The 20,087-nt window shown below is 28.4% G+C and carries 22 protein-coding genes, 1 tRNA gene and 1 other annotated feature; of the genes, 18 read left to right on the forward strand and 5 right to left on the reverse strand.

Going from position 1 to position 20,087, the window contains the following annotated elements; all coding sequences use genetic code 11:
- Positions 1-39 precede the first annotated feature (39 nt).
- The 3 genes from NQ543_RS03265 (at position 40) to thrS (ending at position 3,227) form a co-directional block, all read left to right on the forward strand.
- On the forward strand, positions 40-765 hold the full coding sequence (locus tag NQ543_RS03265) for a pseudouridine synthase (protein ID WP_004610271.1): 726 nt from the start codon (positions 40-42) through the stop codon (positions 763-765).
- A gap of 66 nt (positions 766-831) precedes the next feature.
- Positions 832-1,068, forward strand: a complete 237-nt coding sequence (locus NQ543_RS03270) for a hypothetical protein (RefSeq protein ID WP_224758263.1) — start codon at positions 832-834, stop codon at positions 1,066-1,068.
- 425 nt (positions 1,069-1,493) lie between these two features.
- Positions 1,494-3,227 (forward strand): threonine--tRNA ligase, encoded by a 1,734-nt coding sequence (gene thrS / locus NQ543_RS03275; protein ID WP_039904494.1) that lies wholly within the window; start codon positions 1,494-1,496, stop codon positions 3,225-3,227.
- A 53-nt stretch (positions 3,228-3,280) separates the two neighbouring features.
- Here thrS and NQ543_RS03280 read toward each other — a convergent pair whose 3' ends face one another.
- Entirely contained in the window at positions 3,281-3,958 is a 678-nt protein-coding gene (locus NQ543_RS03280; protein WP_004610275.1) for a beta/alpha barrel domain-containing protein, read from the reverse strand.
- Positions 3,959-4,178: 220 nt separating this feature from the next.
- Here NQ543_RS03280 and NQ543_RS03285 point away from each other — a divergent pair, with 220 nt between their 5' ends.
- The 4 genes from NQ543_RS03285 to NQ543_RS03300 all read left to right on the forward strand — a co-directional run bounded on the left by NQ543_RS03285 (position 4,179) and on the right by NQ543_RS03300 (position 6,680).
- Positions 4,179-4,532, forward strand: coding sequence for a helix-turn-helix domain-containing protein (locus tag NQ543_RS03285; RefSeq protein ID WP_004610276.1), 354 nt, complete (start codon positions 4,179-4,181; stop codon positions 4,530-4,532).
- Positions 4,533-4,597: 65 nt separating this feature from the next.
- Positions 4,598-5,485 carry a thymidylate synthase gene (gene thyA / locus NQ543_RS03290; protein ID WP_004610277.1) on the forward strand — a complete coding sequence of 296 codons (888 nt, stop codon included), beginning with the start codon at positions 4,598-4,600 and terminating at the stop codon, positions 5,483-5,485.
- Complete coding sequence (locus NQ543_RS03295) at positions 5,485-5,955, forward strand: dihydrofolate reductase (RefSeq protein WP_004610278.1); 471 nt, start codon at positions 5,485-5,487, stop codon at positions 5,953-5,955. The genes thyA and NQ543_RS03295 overlap by 1 nt, the downstream gene beginning before the upstream one ends.
- A 2-nt stretch (positions 5,956-5,957) precedes the next feature.
- On the forward strand, positions 5,958-6,680 hold the full coding sequence (locus tag NQ543_RS03300) for a lysophospholipid acyltransferase family protein (RefSeq protein WP_004610279.1): 723 nt from the start codon (positions 5,958-5,960) through the stop codon (positions 6,678-6,680).
- 35 nt (positions 6,681-6,715) lie between these two features.
- Here NQ543_RS03300 and NQ543_RS03305 read toward each other — a convergent pair whose 3' ends face one another.
- Genes NQ543_RS03305 through NQ543_RS03315 form a run of 3 tightly spaced genes read right to left on the reverse strand, consistent with a single transcriptional unit; the run spans position 6,716 to position 8,737 of the window.
- Positions 6,716-7,156, reverse strand: a complete 441-nt coding sequence (locus NQ543_RS03305; protein ID WP_004610280.1) for an HD domain-containing protein — start codon at positions 7,154-7,156, stop codon at positions 6,716-6,718.
- The gene (locus tag NQ543_RS03310) at positions 7,153-8,475 is read right to left on the reverse strand and encodes an RsmF rRNA methyltransferase first C-terminal domain-containing protein (protein ID WP_004610281.1); all 1,323 of its coding nucleotides are present in this window, start codon (positions 8,473-8,475) and stop codon (positions 7,153-7,155) included. Before NQ543_RS03310 ends, NQ543_RS03305 begins: the two co-directional genes overlap by 4 nt.
- A gap of 52 nt (positions 8,476-8,527) precedes the next feature.
- Positions 8,528-8,737 carry a hypothetical protein gene (locus NQ543_RS03315; protein ID WP_004610282.1) on the reverse strand — a complete coding sequence of 70 codons (210 nt, stop codon included), beginning with the start codon at positions 8,735-8,737 and terminating at the stop codon, positions 8,528-8,530.
- A 223-nt stretch (positions 8,738-8,960) separates the two neighbouring features.
- On the opposite strand from NQ543_RS03315, the gene NQ543_RS03320 reads away from it, so the two are divergent.
- Positions 8,961-9,047: transfer RNA gene (locus NQ543_RS03320), tRNA-Leu, on the forward strand.
- 647 nt (positions 9,048-9,694) lie between these two features.
- Here the strand turns inward: NQ543_RS03320 and NQ543_RS03325 are convergent.
- Positions 9,695-10,111: a helix-turn-helix domain-containing protein gene (locus tag NQ543_RS03325; RefSeq protein WP_004610283.1), complete on the reverse strand. Its 417-nt coding sequence runs from the start codon at positions 10,109-10,111 to the stop codon at positions 9,695-9,697.
- A gap of 160 nt (positions 10,112-10,271) precedes the next feature.
- Positions 10,272-10,522: a binding site (T-box leader), on the forward strand.
- Between the two features lie 62 nt (positions 10,523-10,584).
- Here NQ543_RS03325 and aroF point away from each other — a divergent pair.
- The 10 genes from aroF to NQ543_RS03375 all read left to right on the forward strand — a co-directional run bounded on the left by aroF (position 10,585) and on the right by NQ543_RS03375 (position 20,078).
- Complete coding sequence (aroF, locus tag NQ543_RS03330; RefSeq protein ID WP_004610284.1) at positions 10,585-11,601, forward strand: 3-deoxy-7-phosphoheptulonate synthase; 1,017 nt, start codon at positions 10,585-10,587, stop codon at positions 11,599-11,601.
- Between the two features lie 18 nt (positions 11,602-11,619).
- Positions 11,620-12,678 carry a 3-dehydroquinate synthase gene (gene aroB / locus NQ543_RS03335; protein ID WP_004610285.1) on the forward strand — a complete coding sequence of 353 codons (1,059 nt, stop codon included), beginning with the start codon at positions 11,620-11,622 and terminating at the stop codon, positions 12,676-12,678.
- Position 12,679: 1 nt separating this feature from the next.
- Positions 12,680-13,960: a 3-phosphoshikimate 1-carboxyvinyltransferase gene (aroA, locus tag NQ543_RS03340; protein WP_004610286.1), complete on the forward strand. Its 1,281-nt coding sequence runs from the start codon at positions 12,680-12,682 to the stop codon at positions 13,958-13,960.
- Positions 13,938-15,005 (forward strand): chorismate synthase, encoded by a 1,068-nt coding sequence (gene aroC / locus NQ543_RS03345; protein WP_004610287.1) that lies wholly within the window; start codon positions 13,938-13,940, stop codon positions 15,003-15,005. The genes aroA and aroC overlap by 23 nt, the downstream gene beginning before the upstream one ends.
- A gap of 2 nt (positions 15,006-15,007) precedes the next feature.
- Positions 15,008-16,126: a prephenate dehydratase gene (gene pheA, locus NQ543_RS03350; protein WP_004610288.1), complete on the forward strand. Its 1,119-nt coding sequence runs from the start codon at positions 15,008-15,010 to the stop codon at positions 16,124-16,126.
- 6 nt (positions 16,127-16,132) lie between these two features.
- Complete coding sequence (locus NQ543_RS03355; RefSeq protein WP_004610289.1) at positions 16,133-16,630, forward strand: shikimate kinase; 498 nt, start codon at positions 16,133-16,135, stop codon at positions 16,628-16,630.
- A gap of 212 nt (positions 16,631-16,842) precedes the next feature.
- Positions 16,843-17,466 carry an HAD family hydrolase gene (locus NQ543_RS03360; protein WP_004610290.1) on the forward strand — a complete coding sequence of 208 codons (624 nt, stop codon included), beginning with the start codon at positions 16,843-16,845 and terminating at the stop codon, positions 17,464-17,466.
- A gap of 113 nt (positions 17,467-17,579) precedes the next feature.
- The gene (locus NQ543_RS03365; RefSeq protein ID WP_004610291.1) at positions 17,580-18,155 is read left to right on the forward strand and encodes a hypothetical protein; all 576 of its coding nucleotides are present in this window, start codon (positions 17,580-17,582) and stop codon (positions 18,153-18,155) included.
- Positions 18,156-18,172: 17 nt separating this feature from the next.
- A complete protein-coding gene (locus NQ543_RS03370) occupies positions 18,173-19,333 on the forward strand; it encodes a glycerate kinase family protein (protein ID WP_039904501.1) in 1,161 nt (386 codons plus the stop codon).
- Positions 19,317-20,078: an EFR1 family ferrodoxin gene (locus NQ543_RS03375; RefSeq protein ID WP_004610293.1), complete on the forward strand. Its 762-nt coding sequence runs from the start codon at positions 19,317-19,319 to the stop codon at positions 20,076-20,078. The genes NQ543_RS03370 and NQ543_RS03375 overlap by 17 nt, the downstream gene beginning before the upstream one ends.
- Positions 20,079-20,087: the final 9 nt, after the last annotated feature.

Below are 20,087 nucleotides of genomic sequence, written 5' to 3' on the forward strand. Positions count from 1 at the left end.
TTTAGGTTTTAGTATAATGTATTCGAAGTAGGTGAAAATATGGAAAGATTACAAAAAGTAATTGCTGCAAGTGGTTATACATCTAGAAGAAAAGCAGAAGATTTGATCGTACAAGGAAAAGTAGAAGTAAATGGGCAGGTTGTTCGTGAATTAGGAACTAAAGTAAAAAAAGGTGATATTGTTACAGTTGAAGGAAAACCAATCGTTGGTGAAAATAAAGTATATTATGTTTTTTATAAACCAAAAGGTTGTGTTTGTACTTTAGATGATGAGTTTGATCGACCAATTGTTACAGATTATTTTACTGATGTAAAAGAAAGAATTTATCCAGTAGGTCGTTTAGACTTTGATACTACAGGATTGATTATTATGTCTAATGATGGTGAGTTTGCAAATATGATTATGCATCCACGTTCTCATTTAGAAAAGATCTATGAAGTTAGTGTTAAAGGACTTATCAATGGTCAAACTTTAAATAAGTTAGAAAAAGGAATTTATTTAGAAGGAGTTAAAACACTCCCTTGTAAGATCAAAGTAGTTAATAAAGATATTGAACATAAGACAACAATGTTAAAAATTAAACTTGTTGAAGGGAAAAACCGACAAGTTAAAAAAATGTTTGAAAGTGTTGGACATCCTGTTAAAAGATTACATCGTGTAAGTATTGGATGTGTAAATTTAAAGGGATTAACACCAGGTAAATATAGAATTTTAAAACCACAGGAAGTTAAAGATTTAAAGAAATTAGTTAACGGTAAAAAGTAATTTAGTTATCTTTATTTGACAATTATTTTGCTTTTATTGGTGCATACTGTATGATGGGTGATGAAAATGAGAATACAAGTAATAGAACCACAAAATATAAAAGAATGTGGAATATGTAAAGCAAAAGATGAGTGGATTAAAGATGTAAATGTTCGTGGTATTAAAGGCATATACTGTTTAAAGTGTGATACACTAACGATGTTTAATAAGATGCCTTCTAAATATGTTTATCAAGCATTTAAAGAAGAAACAGAGAAAATTAGAAATACATATTTGGTAAAACAAAATGACAAAATTAAATAAATAACTTATTGACTTTAATAAATAAATGAGTAAAATTATAAGAGTAAATATGATGCGATGATTTAGGATATGTCTAGATATTACTTTGATATAGAGAAAAGACGGTTGGTGAAAGTCTTGATGAGGATATTTATACTCCACTCCCTAATATGCAACACTCGAAAGAGATTGTCGGTAGCGCGTTATAGCTAAGAGGTTATTTTATAACAAATTAAGGTGGTACCACGATACTCTCGTCCTTTGGATGAGAGTTTTTTATTTAGGGAGAAGGTTATGAAAAAGTTAGTATATCCTGAAGAAGAACATGTAAAAAAGAAAATATTGCTTCTAAAAAACAATTGAAAAATGTGGTAGCAAATTTGAAGATGAATATTTTGATGAAAGAACAAAAAAACGTATTTACGTTTTTGGATAGGAGAAGAAAAATGATTGATTTTAAAGAAGATGAAAAATTAAGTGTACTAAATCATTCTTGTGCTCATGTTATGGCTCAAGCAATTAAACATTTATATCCTCAAGCTAAATTTTGGGTTGGACCAGTAGTTAGTGAAGGATTTTATTATGATGTTGATTTAGGAAATGCTGTGATTAAAGATGAAGATATTCCTAAAATTGAAAAAGAAATGAAAAAAATCTGTAAAGATGGTAAACGTATTGTTCGTCAAGAAATTTCTAAAGAAGAAGCTTTAGAAATGTTTAAAGATGATGAATATAAAATTGATTTAATTAATAATTTTGAAAATGGAACAAACATTAGTTGTTATAAACAAGGGGATTTTGTTGATTTATGTCGCGGTCCTCATGTAGAGACAGTTAAAGCATGTAAAAACTTCAAGTTAACTAAACACTCTGGAGCTTATTGGAAAGGTGATAAAAACAATAAAGTTCTTCAAAGAATCTATGGAGTATGTTTTGAAACACCTGAAGCATTAGAAGAACATTTAAATTTATTAGAAGAAGCTAAACGTCGAGATCATAAAAAAATCGGTAAAGAATTAGGTTTATTTATGATGAGTGAATATGCTCCTGGAATGCCTATCTTTTTACCTAAAGGAATGATTTTAAGAAATACATTAGAACAATTCTGGTATGAAGAACATACAAAAGAAGGATATGTATTTATTAAAACTCCAATTATGATGTCTCGTGAATTATGGGAAACTAGTGGACATTGGGCTAATTATAAAGATGATATGTATACAAGTATGGTTGATGATCGTGAATTTGCAATTAAGCCAATGAACTGTCCAGGTAGTTTATTAGTTTATAAAAATGGTTTACATTCTTATAAAGATTTACCTCTTAGAATGGGTGAATTAGGACAAGTTCATCGTCATGAGGCAAGTGGTGCTTTAAATGGATTATTTAGAGTTCGTACATTTACTCAAGATGATGCGCATATTTTTATGACACCTGATCAAATTGAAAGTGAAATTATTAAATTAATTAATTTCATTGATCGTGTTTATAATAGTTTAAATTTAAGTTATGAAATTGAATTATCAACTCGTCCTGAAGAAAAATATATTGGTGATTTAGCTATTTGGGAAAAATCAGAAGCAGCATTAGCAGCTGCATGTAAAGCTGCTGGTAAGGATTATAAAATCAATCCTGGTGATGGAGCTTTCTATGGACCTAAATTAGATTTCCATGTTAAAGATAGTTTAGGTAGAGTATGGCAATGTGGAACTATTCAATTAGATATGAACTTACCTGAAAGATTTGATATAACATATATTGACGATAAAGGTGAAAAAGCTCGTCCAGTAATGTTACATCGTGTTATTTTTGGATCAATTGAAAGATTTATTGGTATTTTAATTGAACATTTTGCAGGAGTGTTCCCATTATGGTTAGCACCAGTTCAAGTAAAAGTTTTACCAGTAAATAATGAATATCATTTAGAATATGCTAAAGAAGTAACTAAATTATTACAAGAAGCAGGATTAAAAGTAGAAATGGATGCTCGTGAAGAAAAATTAGGATATCGTATTCGTGAAGGACAAATGGAAAAAGTTCCGTATTTATTAGTTTTAGGTAATAATGAACGAGATGAAAAAACTGTTACATATCGTCAACATGGACAACAAAAACAAATTACAGTACCGTTTGATGAATTTGTATCAATGTTGAAAAAAGAAATTGAAAATAAAGAATAGAAAAAAAGATGTAATTTTGTAAATGATAAAATTTACTAATTACATCTTTTTAATTAGTCTCTATGGCAGCTATGACGATATTTTTCCATCATTAATTTAAATATATCGCCATTAGTTGGTGGGGTATATGTAATGGCATTAGCACCAGCATCAATAACTTCTTGAATTGTTTCAACTGTTGGACCACCGGTTGCAATAATTGGAAAATTAGGAGAAATCTTACGAAGTTCTCTTACGATTTCGGCAGTTTTTTTACCACCAGAAACATTAATGATCGATGCACCAGTGTGTAACATTCTTTCTTCAAGATTTTCATCTAAAGATACGATTGATAAAACAACAGGAATATCAATGTAATCAACTAATTCTTGAATAAATTTTGTTTTAGTTGGTGCATTTAACACAACTGCTGTTGCGCCATGTAATTCCGCATCTAAAGCAATTTCTTTGACTCGAGGACCGGCTGTTGTACCACCACCAACTCCTGCAAATACAGGTCTTTGAGAAACATCAATAATGGCATTTGTTATTTGCAAAGTTGGTGTAAATGGATATACGGCAATCACTGCATCAGCATTACAGTTAGAAATTACTGCAACATCAGTAGAAAATATTAATGATTTTATTTTATTACCATTGATTACAATCCCGCTAGCATTACGAATACATTCTGGAACAATAATTGTATGACTACGTAGTGCGGTATTTATTTTAGGTGCTTGTTTTTTCATTGTTTATTCCCTTTCTTTTAAAATATATTGAATAGTTGTTTGGTTGTCATCTTATTGCATTGATATTATAACATAGTCAAATTTAAATATACATAGTGAAAAATCCAATGAATAAAAATAATAAAAGATGGTAATAATATATTAGGTATCCTAATGGGATACTTAATATATTTCATTATATCTTTAGTTAGTTATAATTAAAATTGTTGGAGGAATCGCCATGGAAATTGATTATGAACTTATTGGTAAAAGAATAAGAGAAGAACGGATTTCTCAAAATTTATCTCAACAAACATTAGCTGAGATATCAAATATTTCTCCAACTAATATATCACATATTGAACGCGGTGCAACTAAACTAAGTCTACCTACTTTAGTTAGTATAGCTAATGCACTAGCTGTTTCGGCAGATTTTTTACTGTGCGATAGTTTAGTTGAAGCAGATAAGATTTATATTGACGAAATCAATGAACTATTATTAGACTGTAACCCAAATGAATTAAAGATAATCATTGATATAATGAAATCAGTTAAAATAACGTTAAGACGCCATAATAAACTAGATAAAAAATAAACACTTGTTAAAAAGTGTTTTTTTTAATTAGATTTTATTGTACAATAACAACCGAGGTGTAGAAAATGAAACAATACTTAGAGATGTGTAAATATGTTTTAGAAAACGGTGAAGATCGAAGTGACCGTACTGGTACTGGGACAAGAAGTGTTTTTGGATATCAGACACGATATGATTTAAGAGATGGTTTTCCTTTGATGACAACTAAAAAAATGTTTATTAGACCAATTGCTGAAGAATTATTATGGTTTATTAAAGGTGATACGAATATAAAATATTTAGTTGATCGAAATGTTAAAATATGGAATGAATGGCCATATGAAAATTATAAAAAATCAAAAGATTATCAAGGTGAAACAATCGAGGAATTTATTGAAAAAATTAAGAATTTACCAGAAGATGATTCATTTGTATTAAAATATGGAGATTTAGGTCCGGTATATGGGGCACAATGGCGTAATTTCAATTATGAAGGTGTTGATCAATTAGCTAAGTTAGTTGATAGTTTAAAAAACGATCCTTTTTCAAGAAGACATATTATTTGTGCTTGGAATCCGGCTCAAGTAGATAATATGACGTTACCACCATGTCATGCATTTTTACAGTTTTATGTAAGTGCTGATAAGAAATATTTATCTTGCCAATTATATCAACGTAGTGCCGATATTTTTTTAGGCGTACCTTTTAATATTGCATCATATGCTTTAATGGTTGAAATGCTAGCACGTACTTGTGGTTATGAGGCAAAAGAATTTGTTCATACAATAGGTGATGCTCATATTTATAAAGATCATTTTGATGTTGTAAAACAACAACTTGAAAGAAAGCCGCTACCTAAGTGTAAATTAGTTTTAAATCCTGAAGTTAAATCTATTTTTGATTATAAAATTGAAGATATTAAAATTGAAGATTATCAAAGTTATGGTAAATTGGTAGGAAAGGTGAGTGTGTAATGATTAGTATTATTGTAGCAACAGATGAAGATTTATTGATTGGAAAAGAGGATTCTAGTAATGGAATGCCTTGGAATGTGCCAGAAGATTTAAAGCATTTTAAAGAAACAACATTAAATAAAACTATTTTAATGGGGCTTACTACTTATAAGGCAATTGGAAGACCATTACCTAATCGTAAGACGATTGTTGTAAGCTTAGAACCATTTGAAGATAATCGAGTTGAAGTTAGAAATTCGTTAGAAGAAGTAATTTTGGAATATCAAAAAAGTGGTGAGGATTTGTTTATTTCTGGAGGAGCATCGATTTATCGTCAATGTTTACCGATTGCCGATCAGTTATTGATTTCAAGAATTCCTGGAAAACATACTGGAGAAACATATTTCCCAAGTTTTGATGAATATGGATATCAATTGGTTGAAGAAAAACCATTTGAAACATTTAAATTACAAATTTATAAGCGAGGATAAACATGAAAAGGATTGCATTGATTGTTATTAGAGTTATTTTAAGATTGCCTTACTGGTGGGGTTATAAAGTAAATAAGTATAAACATATAGAAAATTATCCTTTAGAAGAAAGATATGGTTTTATTCATGGTGTTGTATCTACGATTAGTAAAAAAGCCCGCGTTGAACTTAAATGTTATGGTTTAGAAAATTTACCTAAACAATCAGGTTATTTATTAGCGCCTAATCATCAAGGGTTATATGATCCACTAGCTATTTTTCAAACTCATGAAGCACCAATTAGAGCAATTGTAAAAAAAGAATTAACATCAGTTATTTTAGTTAAAGATGTTATTAAGATGTTAGAATATGTACCATTAGATCGTAAAAATGTTCGTGACGGTGCTAGAGTAATTAACTATGTTAGTAATGAGGTTGCTAATGGTCAAAATTTCTTTGTTTTTCCTGAGGGAACAAGGAGTAAAGATGGTAATAATATTTTAGAGTTTAAAGGTGGAACTTTTAAAATTGCTACTAAGGCTAAAGCACCAATTGTACCTGTAGCGTTAATAGATTGTTATAAAGTATTTGATAATAATACGATTAAAAAAACAACAGCTCAAATTCATTATTTACCACCGTTATATTATAATGATTATAAAGATATGCATACAAATGAAATAGCTAAAATAGTTCATGATAAAATTGAAACATATATCCAAGAATGGACAAAAAATAACGCTTAAAGTTAAAAATAACCACTTTGTGTGGTTATTTTTAATTATTTATTGAATGTTTTAAAAATATTATTTAATCTGCGTTGTTTTTCTTTACTAAAAGATACATTAGGTTCATTTAAATATTGAACTATTAAATCAGCATCTTTGATTAATTCACTATATTCATCATCAATTCTATCTTTGAAAGAATGATTTTTGATAGCAGTAGTAATCAAGATAATCTCATCATGATTAAAAAGATTACTATTAGTTAGAATTTCTCTAGCTAACATACTGCTTCTATTAGCATGATCAAAACTAGATTTAAATCTATATGTAGCTAAATCATGACAAATACCAATAATAGCAGCTAATTCTAAATCAAGATTTTTTAATTTAGCTAATAAACAAGCCATATTAGCAACATTAGCAGAATGCTCTAAACCATTATTTTTAATTAAAATATCATTGATAGCTTCTTTAATAAAATAATATCTTTTCATCGTCGTAACCCCTTAGGATATAAATTTTTAACTTGGTTATTACTTTCTTTATAAAACGATAAAGGATAACCATCAACCAAGATCAAACCATAGCCTTTTTGATTATTTCCAATCAAAGTTTCACCATGAATATATTTTGCAACTTCAATATCATCACTTTTAAAATTATAATAACGTTTTACATCATTCATATTAAGTGTTAAAGCTAATGAATGACTTGGTTCAAAACGTCCTTTTTTACATTCTCCTAGATATAAACCATTTCTTAAAACTTTTACTCCTTTTAGTTCAAGAAATTGTGGTAAAATAGCATAGATATGATTATTTGAACTAAATAATAGTGATGGTACTTTTATTTTTAAATTATCGTTATAAAACTTCTTGATTAAATCAAGTTGTTGAGAAGTAACATTTGGTTTTAATAATTTAACTTTCTTTGTTTTATTATCACTATGTTTTTTTAATAGTGCAATAAATTGGCCTTCTCCTTTATTGATATGTGGATACATTCTAACAACTTTATCATTATTATAGCCACTAGACATACCAGGCTGCTTTTTAATTTCTAAAAGCTCCATATTTAATTCATTTATCATATAATCAACTTGTTCTTCATTTTCTTCTAAAGAATATGTACAAGTTGAATAAATTAAAATCCCATCATCTTTAAGCATTTTATATGCTGCATTAATCAGTCTCCTTTGAATTTTAGCACAATCATATATTTTATCAATCGACCATGTTTCAATTGCCGTGTCAAGTTTTCTAAACATTCCTTCTCCAGAACAAGGAGCATCTAAAATAATTTTATCAAAAAAACAATTAAACTGTTTATCCAATTTGACGGGATCACAATTAGTAACAATCGTATTAGTGATTCCAAAACGTTCAATATTTTCTGATAAAATCTCTGCTCTTAATTTATTAATATCATTGGCAATCATTAATCCTTCATCACTTAATCTACTTGCTACGTAACAAGTTTTACCACCAGGAGCTGCACACATATCTAAAATATAATCATCTTTATTAAACTCAACACTACTAGCAACAGCCATGGCACTAGGTTCTTGAATATAATATAAACCACAATTAAAATAGGGATGTTTACCTAGAGGATAACTATCATAGTCATAAAAATATGCATCATTTATATATGGATGCTTAGTTAAGTATTGATATTCTAGATGTTGGATAACATTCTTTTTTTTGGGATTTAGATAAAATGCTTTTATTGGTTTTTTTAATAGCGCTGCTTTAAAGTTTTGATATTCATCTTTTAAAAGCATTTGCATTCTTTGTTCAAATAATATGTCCATGTTTCACCTCAAATTTAATATATAAAGCAAAAGACAAGCAATTGCTTGTCTGTTATTTTGATAGCTCATTAGAAATCTGTGCTAAACGATTTGCTAGTTTACTTAACTCTTGAATTGGTAATTCAAGATATAAGTCGATGTCTATTTTTTTAATAGCATCTTCATATTTTGCATTTTCTTGCAAACCAATTAATGTTTCAGTTGTTGCATCTAAAGAATTTGTTATTTCAATTAATTCGTTTAAAATTTCATTGCCCACCATATAATATACCACGTTTTCTTAATTTTATTTTGTTCTTTTTATTTAGTTTATTTCTACTAAAAAAATACGTCATTTTAATCAATTCGTCAATACTATTTAGTAAATTAACACTAAATTCTTTCTAAAAATTGTTTTTTTTAATAAATTTTATAAATAAATGTACATTTATTGAAAATACTATTGATTTTATACTTTAAATTGTATATAATAATTATTGGTAGTTGCCCAAGTGGCGAAATTGGTAGACGCAACGGACTCAAAATCCGTCGGTAGCGATACTGTACCGGTTCGAGTCCGGTCTTGGGCACCATTTATTAGTCAATGTGTTCGTTGACTTTTTTATTTTGTTTTCATATTTATCTTATATAAGATGATTTCTCATGAGATTGAAAAGTTCTATCACTTTTCGATATCATTATGACGTGTTTGGATATCTAAATTTGTCGAATTATGACAGAAATGTAAAATTTTTTTAAAAATTTGAAAAATAAATGAAAAATGTATATTTAATTAGAAAAAAATATACATTTTTTTAGATTATTGTAATAGATTTTCTATTATTATAAATTAAAGAAGAATATTTCTAGATGGATAGACAAATAGAAGATAATGTAAGACATCTTCGAAGTTTAAAAATCTAGTAAGAATTATATCTTTAATTGAAGGGCGTAATGAAACTAAAATACCACATCTAATTATTTATCGTTAGAACATAATAAAAGATGTACAAATGTATTGTAAAAAGTTTTAAAGTAAATGAAGTAGCTAGTTGTTTTTTAATAAAATAAATAACAGTGAACCTAAAGAAGGTGATAGTTCTAAAGATTTTACTAAATTGGTATTATAAATTATTTTAATAATAGATATGGACGGTTAATCTATATGATTAATCGTGTTTTAACTATTAGATAATTGAATATTAATAAAAAAATGAGCAATAGATATTGTTCATTTATATTATAGTTTTTTAAACAAATTTTTTTGTTTTAGTTTTTCTGTTTCTTCAACTCGTTGACGTATGTCTTTGATAATGAATTGTTGATCACTAAGGCTTAGACGATTAAATAAATTTATTAACTCATCATTTGTAATATATATTTGTGATTTTTCTTTACAAAATTGTTGATCACCGATGTATGATAAAAAACCGGAATCATTAAGAACATCATAAAAACTCATTTCTAAAGCATGAGCAATTTTAACTATTGCAGGAATAGACATGTTATAAAAAATACCTTTATGTCCATGTTCAATATTACTAATTGATGAAGCAGAAATACCTGATATATATTCAAGTTTAGCTTGTGACCAGCCTTTAGATAATCGAATATTTTTAATATAAGTGCCAATTAATGTTGTGTCTATATTATCCATATTGTGTCCCCCATCAATATGATTATATCGTATTTATATTCCAATAACCGCCAGAATTATGTAGACTGATATAGTCTAAAAATAATTTGGATAAAAAGTTTTATTAAAAATATTGACAGAATTGTTATTCTTGGATAAAATAATTGCAACAACATCTGATATAAATACTGTGAAAAGAAATAGTATGTATTTGAAGTAGTATAGAGAACTCTTGGTTGGTGGAAAAGAGTCTACCTATAATACTGAATTCGTCTTGGAGTAGAGGACTGAAAGTTTTTAGTAGGTCTCTCCGGTAACACCCGTTAGCGTGTAAGAGTATGTACTAATTTTATTAGCGTACTTGATGAGGTTAATATAGTAATATATTAATAAAATAAGGTGGTATCACGAAGCATAGCTCTCGTCCTTTTTAGGAGGAGAGCTTTTATTTATATACAGAGTTGAGATAATAAATAGAAAAGGGGAATATTAAAATGATTATTGTAATGAAAACTACAGCAACAGTTAAAGATGTTGAAAAAGTATCAAAAATTATAACTGATAAAGGATTAAAAGTAAGTGTTGTAAATGGTACAGAACAATCTGTAATTGGGGTAATTGGAGACACTACTAAAATTGATCCTCGTGCTATTGAAGTGGATATGGCAGTTGATCATGTAATGAGAGTATCTGAGCCATATAAACTAGCCAACCGTGCATTTCATCCCGATGATACAATCGTTGATGTAGCCGGTGTTAAAGTCGGTGGTGATAATCTTGCCTTGATTGCTGGACCTTGTTCAGTTGAAAGTGAAGAACAGGTAATTGAAATTGCTAAGGCTGCTAAAAAAGCTGGAGCAAATATTTTAAGAGGTGGAGCTTTCAAACCAAGAACTTCGCCATATGCATTCCAGGGAATGGGTTCTTCAGGATTAGATATTTTAGTTGCAGCTAAAAAAGCAACAGGACTACCAATCTGTTCAGAGTTGATGGATGCCCAATATCTTGATGAATTTAATGAAAAAGTAGATTTAATACAAATTGGTGCAAGAAACATGCAAAACTTTGACTTATTAAAAAAAGTAGGAGCAGGGACAAAAAAACCAATCTTATTAAAAAGAGGATTAAGTGCAACATTTGAAGAATGGATCATGTCAGCAGAATATATCATGGCAAATGGAAATCCCAATGTAATCTTATGTGAAAGAGGAATCAGAACATTTGAAACATATACAAGAAACACATTAGATTTACAAGCAATCCCGGTAATCAAGAAATTGACACATTTACCAATAATAATCGATCCAAGTCATGCAGGAGGGAAATGGTGGTTAGTAGAACCAATGGCAAAAGCATCAATAGCAGCGGGATGTGATGGATTGATGATAGAAGTGCATAATAATCCAGAAAAAGCATTGTGTGATGGACCACAGTCATTAAGACCGGAAAAATATGAAGAATTATTAAAACAAATTAATAAAATTGCAGATGTTGTTGGAAAGAAAGTTTAAAATAGGAGGAAGATAGCGATGGAATTGACAGTTGCGTTAAAGGATAATAGTTATCCAATATATATTAAAAAAGGAATTTTAAATGATGTTGATAAATATATTAAAAATATTTATCATGGCAATAAGATTATGATTATTTCAGATGATCAGGTGTATAGCTATTATGGTGAGCGTTTAACTAATGTCTTAAAAAAAGAATATGTTGTTGATCATGTGATTGTTCCTCATGGTGAACAATCAAAAAGATTTGATATTCTACCATCGCTATATAAGTCTTTATTGGAATTCAAACTTACAAGAACTGATTTAATTATTGCATTAGGTGGTGGTGTTATTGGCGATTTAGTTGGGTTTGTGGCTTCAACATATTTAAGAGGAGTGAAGCTTGTTCAAATTCCAACTTCACTTTTAGCTCAAGTTGATTCATCTGTAGGTGGTAAAGTAGCTGTAGATTTACCAGAAGGGAAAAATTTAATTGGAACTTTTTATCATCCTAAGATGGTTTTAATCGATCCTGATACATTAAAAACGTTACCTAAGCGTTTTATTAATGATGGAATGGCAGAAGTAATTAAATATGGATGTATAAAAGATAAAAATTTATTTGAACGTTTAAGTAGTTATAAAGATTTTGATGATTTGTATCAAGATATTGATGAGATTATTTATCGTTGTGTTGATATTAAACGTGATGTTGTAGAACGTGATCAATTTGATTTTGGTGATCGACTTTTATTGAATTTTGGTCATACTTTAGGACATGCAATTGAACAATATTATCATTATGAAAAATATTCTCATGGCGAAGCTGTAGCAATTGGAATGGTTCAGTTAACTAAGATTGCTGAAGAAAAGAATCTTTCTTTTAAAGGAACTAGTGATATAATTAAAGATATATGTCTTAAATATAATCTTCCTATTTTTAGTGATACTAAAACAGATGATTTAATTGAAGCAATTAGCTTAGATAAAAAGAATTTGAATAAAAAATTGTCATTAGTATTATTAAAAGAAATTGGAAATAGTTATATTTATCAAAGTGATCTTTCACTAATTAAAGAAAAGGATAGGGTATAAAATGACAGCAGTAAGAATAACACCAACTAAATTAAAAGGAAAAGTTCAAGTACCTCCTTCTAAATCATTAGCACATCGAGCAATTATTTGTGCTAGTTTAGCTAAAGGAATTAGTCGTATTGATAATATTGAATATTCCAAAGATATTCAAGCAACAATTAAAGCAATGCAATCACTAGGAACTAAAATAGAGAAATATAATGATTATTTAATCATTGATGGAACATCAACGTTTACTAAAAATAATAGTGAGATAGATTGTGAAGAATCTGGTTCAACTTTACGATTTATGATTCCAATTTCAATCGTTGAAGAAAATAAAGTTCATTTTACTGGACATGGTAATTTAGGAAAAAGGCCATTAGATACATTCTATAAAATTTTTGAGCAACAAAATATTGGCTACTTATATAAAAAAGATATTTTGGATTTATATGTAATTGGAAAGCTAAAACCTGATCATTATAAAATTCCTGGAAATATTTCATCACAGTTTATCACCGGTTTACTATTTGCATTACCGCTTTTAAAAGGTGATTCGATTATTGAAATTACTTCACCGCTTGAATCTAAAGGATATATTGATTTAACATTACAAATGTTAAATCAATATGGTATTAAAATAATTAATAATAATTATCAAAGTTTTATTATTATTGGGAATCAAGAATATCATGCTCAAGATTATCGGGTTGAAGCTGATTTTTCCCAAGCAGCTTTTTATCTTGTTGCTGGAGCAATTGGAAATGATGTAGTTTTAACGGATTTAAATTTAGATTCTTTACAAGGAGATAAAGCTACTTTAGATATTTTAGAATCAATGGGCGCTAAAATTACGGTTCTTGGAGATGGAGTTAAAGTAACTGGTGAAAATTTATCAGCAACAATTGTTGATGCTAGTCAATGTCCCGATGTAATTCCGGTTGTTTCTGTAGCATTAGCTTTAGCTACAGGTCGAAGTGAAGTTATTAATGCTAAAAGATTAAGAATTAAAGAATGTGATCGACTTGTTGCTACTAGTAGTCAAATTAATGAATTATCAGGAAATGTAAAGGAATTACCAGAAGGTATGATTATTAATGGAGTTGATGAATTTACTGGTGGCAATTGTTCTAGTTATAATGATCATCGTATAGCGATGATGCTTGCAATTGCTGCTACAAGAAGTATTCGACCAATCATTATTGATAATATGGAATGTGTTGAAAAATCATATCCAAGTTTTTGGGAAGATTATAAATCATTAGGGGGAATTATTGATGTCATCGACATGGAAAAATAATATCGAAATAACAATTTTTGGAGAATCACATGGTAAAGCAATTGGGATTATTTTAGGAAATCTTCCAGCTGGAATTAAAATCGATATGGATGAAGTTGCAAGAGAAATGAAACGTCGTGCTCCAGGTCGAAATAAAATGTCGACACCAAGAAAAGAAGCTGATAATGTTGAAGTGGTTAGTGGCTTATATGAAGGTATTACTACTGGAGCGCCACTTTGTGGGATGATTTATAACTGTGATCAGCATTCTAAAGATTATTCATTATTAAAAGAAAAAATGCGTCCTGGTCATAGTGATTATCCGGCTTTTGTTAAATACCAAGGTTTTAATGATGTTCGTGGCGGTGGTCATTTTTCTGGAAGAATTACAGCACCAATTGTCTTTGCTGGTGCAATTGCTAAACAAATTCTTGCTAAACAGGGAATTCATGTTGGGGCCCATATTTTAAGTATTAAAGATATATATGATGAATATTTTGATATGCGTTTATCAAATGAAACATTAAATTATTTAAGTGAGCAACAGTATCCAGTTTTGAATAAAGATATTTATGATCAGTTTGTAAAAACAATTGATGAAGCAAGAATGAATCAGGATTCAGTTGGGGGTAAAATTGAATGTGCAATAATAGGATTGAAAGCTGGTTTAGGTGATCCATTCTTTGATTCAATTGAAAGTCATTTATCTAGTTTGTTGTTTTCAATTCCGGCTGTTAAGTCAGTTGCTTTTGGTAATGATAGAATTAGTGAGATGTTTGGTAGTGAAGCTAATGATTGTTATTATTATGATAAAGATGTTATTAAAACTAAAACTAATAATAATGGTGGAATTATTGGTGGAATTAGTAATGGAATGCCAATTGTTTTTAATGTTGGAATTAAGCCAACGCCTTCAATTTCTAAGATACAAGAAACAGTAGATATAAAACATCATCAAAATACTACATTAGAAATTCATGGACGTCATGATCCATGTATTGTCTTTAGAGCAACGGTTGTAGTTGAAGCTATGGCAGCGTTGACAATTCTTGATTTAGTGAGGTAATTATGAAAGATTTAAATGAATGTCGAAAAGAAATTGATCAAATTGATCAACAATTAATTAAATTGTTTGAACAAAGGATGAAAATAAGCAGGGAAGTTGTTACCTATAAGTTGGCTAATAATATGCAAATATTTCAACCTGAGCGAGAAAAAGATGTTATTGAAAAAAATGTTAAGCGTTTAAATGATTCATCTTTACAAGCATATGCTCATAATTTTGTTCAAGATATTATGGACATTGGAAAAAGCTATCAGGCAACTTTTATACCATTAACATACACATATAAATTAGCTAAAGAAAAGACAGAAAATATTAAAGTTGGTTATGCTGGTGTTCCAGGAGCTTTTGCTCATCAAGCGTTATTGGAGTATTTTGGAGAAGTTGATAATATTAATTATGAGCATTTTCAAGATGTTTATGAGGCTTTAAAAAACGATGAAATTGATTATGGAGTTGTGCCATTAGAAAACTCCTCAACTGGGGCAATTAATGATAATTATGATTTATTAAGAGACTATGGTTTTTATATTGTTGGCGAACATAGTATCAAAATTACTCAAAATCTATTAGGAATTAAAGGCGCTAAGCTAGAAGATATTACTTGTTTATATAGTCATGAACAAGGTTTACAACAATCTTCTAAGTTTTTAAATGATCATCCTAAAATTAAAGTTTATAATTATTCAAATACAGCAGCAGCAGCAAAATATGTTAGTGAAAAAAATGATAAACATTTAGGTGCTATTGCTTCTAAAATAGCTGCTAAGTTATATGATTTAGCAGTAATTAAAGAAAATATTCATAATGTTGAAAGTAATAATACAAGATTTATAATTATTGGAAAACAATTAGAAAATTGTAATAATAGTAATCGAGTTAGTATTGTTTTTACGTTACAGCATAAAGTAGGAGCACTTAGTTCAATTTTAAAAGTTATTAAAGATCATCAAATTAATTTATCGCGAATTGAATCACGCCCAATTAAAGATAAACCTTGGCAATATTATTTTTATATTGATTTTGAAGGAAGTTTAAATGATAATAATGTAAAAATAGCACTAGAACAATTAAAGACTAATTGTTTAACACTAAGAGTGTTAGGAAATTATTGTCATGCATAAAGAATTATGAAAAATATTGTTTTAATTGGAATGATGGGTTGTGGTAAGACAACTATTTCTAAATTACTTGGAAAAAAACTTAATAAATTAGTTATTGATACTGATGAATATATAGTTAATAAATATCATCAAACAATTGATGAAATGTTTGTAATTGGGGAAGATTATTTTAGAGAAAATGAGACAAATGTTTGCAAGGAAATAGTTAAATTAAATGGCTATATTATTTCTACAGGTGGGGGAATTGTTTTAGATCCATTGAATATAAAATATTTAAAAGAAAATGGAATTGTTGTTTTTATTGATCGACCACTTAATAATATAAAAAAAGACGTTGATATTTCATCACGTCCATTATTAAAAGAGGGCAGTGATAAATTAGATAAATTGTATAATCAAAGATATCAGTTATATTTAGAAGCTTGTGATATTCATCTTGTTAATGATGATTCTTTAGAAGTAGTTACTGATCATTTAGTGGAATTGTTAAAAAATAAGATATAATTTAGTAGGAGTAAAAATACTCCTATTTTTTATATAAAGTTTATATAATTTGTATAACATTACTTACATTTATTTTGTCTATTAAACAATTTTTTTGTTGTGCTCAACGAAAAGTAAAATTAAACACTAGCAATTGTATTTTTTTCTGTATGCTTTATATTTGGAACTAATAGTAGATATATGATAGAATACTATTGGTTGGAGGATATGTAATGAAAAAATATAAAGCAATAATTTATGATATTGACGGAACTATTTTAGATACTTTAGATATGAATATAGTTCCATTAATGAGAATCATTGAAGAAGAAACAGGTAGAAAAGTTGCTTATGAAGAACTTTTAAAATATGCAGGAGCTCCAGGTTTAAAAACAATGGCGGATTTAAAAATAAAAGATATTGAAAAAACTTATGCAAGATGGGTTAAATATGTTAATGAATATGAACATGGCGCTAAATTGTATGAAGGATTTGAGACTGTTTTTGAAAAGTTTGATGGAAAAATTATTCAAGCAATTGTTTCCTCAAAGATGGTTGCACAATATCAAATTGATGTAGTTGAAAAAGGAATTGATAAATATTTTAAAGTAGCTATTTTGGCTGATGATACAACAAAGCATAAACCAGATCCAGAACCTATTTTTAAATGTTTAGATAAAATTTCAATAAAATCTGAAGAAGCTATTTTTATTGGTGATTCAATTAGTGATTATTTGGCTGCAAAGAATGCCGGTGTTGATTTTGGATATGCTACTTGGGGTAGCGTATTAAATGATGGAATTGATAATCCAACATATGTTTTTAATCACCCTTTAGATTTATTAAAATTGTTGTAAGAAGACATTGTTCTCCTTTTTATTGTTATTTAGTAGAATTTGATATAAAAGTATAAAAATTATAATATTTTATGAATAAGAAAATACTTATGTTTTAATATTGGGAGAACATCATGAATATAAAAAGATTTAGTGAGATTACAGGAAGAACAATAGAAATATTACCAGGACAAACTTGTTATGGCTATAGCTTAAGTGATTATGAAGATTTATGGGATATTCAAGACTGGTTGAATAATGGTAGTTATCAAGGGACAACAATTCATTTTTATGGTGGTTATATCTATTTTTTACAAGACAATTTCAATATAGGTAAAGTAATTTTATATAAATATCTACCAGGTAGTTGTTGTAAGATAATTACAGATTTTTCCATCAGTGCGATTAATTTATATAATTTTCAAATTATTGGTTCTAATCTTAATGTGATTAGCCAAGATAAAAAGCTAACTTGTTATTATTCTGAGCAGTTTGAAATTATTATGGAAGAAAATGAAAGTGTTGTATTTATTGATGATGATTTAGTTTATTTTACTGCCTGGATTGAAGAAGGTGTTGTAAACGATAAAATTACTTGTGGTTATCGTTATTATGATAAAATTATTGTAAAAGATAAAAAAGGTAATATTCTTTATGAAGAAGTAGGGACACTTAATCAAATGATAGACGGTAGTTGGTGGATACCGTAATTTTAGGAGGTGAGATAATGAAAATTGTTGTTGCAGTAGATTCTTTTAAAGGAAGTTTAACGTCTAATGAAGCAGGTAAAGCAATTGAAGAAGGAATTAAACGTGTATTTCCTGATAGTAATATTGTTATTAAGTCGATGTCTGATGGTGGCGAAGGGTTAATAGAAACATTGGTAAGTCAAATGAATGGTAAAATTCGTACAATCAAAGCTTTGGATCCTTTAGGAAAAGTTATTGAATGTAGTTATGGATTAATTGCATCGAGAAAATTAGCAGTTATTGAAATGGCTAAAGTAGCTGGTTTAACTTTAGTTGAGTTAAAAGATCGAAATCCGTTAAATACAACAACATATGGATTAGGACAAATGATATTAGATGCAATTGAGCAGGGATATTATCGTTTTATTATTGGAATTGGCGGTAGTGCTACAAATGATGGCGGTATTGGAATGTTACAGGCACTTGGCTATAAAATGTTAGATATAAACAATAAACCGGTTGAATTTGGAGCTAAGGGACTAAGTCAATTAAAAATTATTGATGATACTAATGTTCCTTCAATAATAAAAAAATGTGAATTTATGATAGCTTGTGATGTAAATAATCCATTATGTGGAAAAAATGGCGCAAGTGAAGTATTTGCCTTACAAAAAGGTGCTAGTGAGCAATTAATTAAACAGATGGATAAATGGATGTTGGACTATGCTTTATTATCTAAACAAAAATACAATAATGCTAATGAAAACTATCCTGGTGCTGGAGCTGCTGGTGGATTAGGATTTGCATTTTATACTTATTTAAATGCAAAATTACAATCTGGAATAGATTTAGTTATAAATGAAATAGAATTGGAAAACGATTTAAAAGATGCTAATTTAATTATAACTGGAGAAGGGCGTTTAGATTCTCAAAGTGTTATGGGTAAAGTACCTATTGGTGTTGCTAGAGCTGCAAAAAAATATCAATTACCAGTTATTGCAATTTGTGGCAGTATTTCTAATGAGGCAAAGATATGTAATGAATTGGGAATAGACGCTTATTTTTCAATCTTAAATGAGGTAATTAGTTTACAAAAAGCTATGGATAAACAAATTGCATGTAAAAATATGAGTAATACTGTTGAACAAGTTTTTCGATTATATAAAGTTAGTGGAGGAAAAAATGATTTTGTATTTTAGTGGTACTGGTAATAGTAGGTATATTAGTGAAGTAATTAATTCTATTTTAAATGATGAGATTGTTTGTATTAATGATTATTTAAAAAATAATCAAAAAAGTATTTTTGAAAGTACAAAACCTTATATTATCGTTTGTCCAACGTACGCTTGGAGAATTCCTAGAGTAGTTGAAGAATTTATTAGTGATAATGTTTTTAATGGAAATAAAATGATTTATTTTGTTTTAACATGTGGTAGTAGTATTGGTAATGCTAAAAAATATGTAAAAGAATTATGTGATAGAGTAGGGTTAATGTATATGGGGATTAAAGGAATTGTTATGCCTGAAAATTTTATTACAATGTTTAAAGCACCAGATAGTGATGAAGCTAAAAAAATTATTTCCGAGGCAATAAAACCTTCATTATTAGTGGCAAAAAGAATTAATGAAAAAGATAAATTAGATGATGAAAAATGTAATTTAATTGATAAAATTGCTAGTTCATTTGTTAATTATGTTTTTTATTTGATGTTTGTTAAAAGTGATGGATTTTATGTAAAGGAAAATTGTAATGGCTGTGCTACATGTAAAAAATTATGTCCATTAAATAATATTGAACTTGTTGATAATAAACCTAAATGGAATAACAGATGTACGCAGTGTATGGCATGTATTGGTGGTTGCCCTTTAAATGCTATTGAATATAAAAAAATAACCCAAAATAAAGTTAGATATTATTTAAAGGAACATTATAGAAAGGTATGAAAATTGTAA

The organism is Thomasclavelia spiroformis DSM 1552 (assembly GCF_025149465.1).
Lineage (GTDB): Bacteria > Bacillota_I > Bacilli_A > Erysipelotrichales > Coprobacillaceae > Thomasclavelia > Thomasclavelia spiroformis.

Bases quoted from the DNA above. Each gene is read 5' to 3' on its own strand.
- NQ543_RS03265 (WP_004610271.1), top strand. From the start codon at position 40: ATGGAAAGATTACAAAAAGTAATTGCTGCAAGTGGTTATACATCTAGA.
- NQ543_RS03270 (WP_224758263.1), top strand. From the start codon at position 832: ATGAGAATACAAGTAATAGAACCACAAAATATAAAAGAATGTGGAATA.
- thrS (WP_039904494.1), top strand. From the start codon at position 1,494: ATGATTGATTTTAAAGAAGATGAAAAATTAAGTGTACTAAATCATTCT.
- NQ543_RS03280 (WP_004610275.1), bottom strand. From the start codon at position 3,958: ATGAAAAAACAAGCACCTAAAATAAATACCGCACTACGTAGTCATACA.
- NQ543_RS03285 (WP_004610276.1), top strand. From the start codon at position 4,179: ATGGAAATTGATTATGAACTTATTGGTAAAAGAATAAGAGAAGAACGG.
- thyA (WP_004610277.1), top strand. From the start codon at position 4,598: ATGAAACAATACTTAGAGATGTGTAAATATGTTTTAGAAAACGGTGAA.
- NQ543_RS03295 (WP_004610278.1), top strand. From the start codon at position 5,485: ATGATTAGTATTATTGTAGCAACAGATGAAGATTTATTGATTGGAAAA.
- NQ543_RS03300 (WP_004610279.1), top strand. From the start codon at position 5,958: ATGAAAAGGATTGCATTGATTGTTATTAGAGTTATTTTAAGATTGCCT.
- NQ543_RS03305 (WP_004610280.1), bottom strand. From the start codon at position 7,156: ATGAAAAGATATTATTTTATTAAAGAAGCTATCAATGATATTTTAATT.
- NQ543_RS03310 (WP_004610281.1), bottom strand. From the start codon at position 8,475: ATGGACATATTATTTGAACAAAGAATGCAAATGCTTTTAAAAGATGAA.
- NQ543_RS03315 (WP_004610282.1), bottom strand. From the start codon at position 8,737: ATGGTGGGCAATGAAATTTTAAACGAATTAATTGAAATAACAAATTCT.
- NQ543_RS03325 (WP_004610283.1), bottom strand. From the start codon at position 10,111: ATGGATAATATAGACACAACATTAATTGGCACTTATATTAAAAATATT.
- aroF (WP_004610284.1), top strand. From the start codon at position 10,585: ATGATTATTGTAATGAAAACTACAGCAACAGTTAAAGATGTTGAAAAA.
- aroB (WP_004610285.1), top strand. From the start codon at position 11,620: ATGGAATTGACAGTTGCGTTAAAGGATAATAGTTATCCAATATATATT.
- aroA (WP_004610286.1), top strand. From the start codon at position 12,680: ATGACAGCAGTAAGAATAACACCAACTAAATTAAAAGGAAAAGTTCAA.
- aroC (WP_004610287.1), top strand. From the start codon at position 13,938: ATGTCATCGACATGGAAAAATAATATCGAAATAACAATTTTTGGAGAA.
- pheA (WP_004610288.1), top strand. From the start codon at position 15,008: ATGAAAGATTTAAATGAATGTCGAAAAGAAATTGATCAAATTGATCAA.
- NQ543_RS03355 (WP_004610289.1), top strand. From the start codon at position 16,133: ATGAAAAATATTGTTTTAATTGGAATGATGGGTTGTGGTAAGACAACT.
- NQ543_RS03360 (WP_004610290.1), top strand. From the start codon at position 16,843: ATGAAAAAATATAAAGCAATAATTTATGATATTGACGGAACTATTTTA.
- NQ543_RS03365 (WP_004610291.1), top strand. From the start codon at position 17,580: ATGAATATAAAAAGATTTAGTGAGATTACAGGAAGAACAATAGAAATA.
- NQ543_RS03370 (WP_039904501.1), top strand. From the start codon at position 18,173: ATGAAAATTGTTGTTGCAGTAGATTCTTTTAAAGGAAGTTTAACGTCT.
- NQ543_RS03375 (WP_004610293.1), top strand. From the start codon at position 19,317: ATGATTTTGTATTTTAGTGGTACTGGTAATAGTAGGTATATTAGTGAA.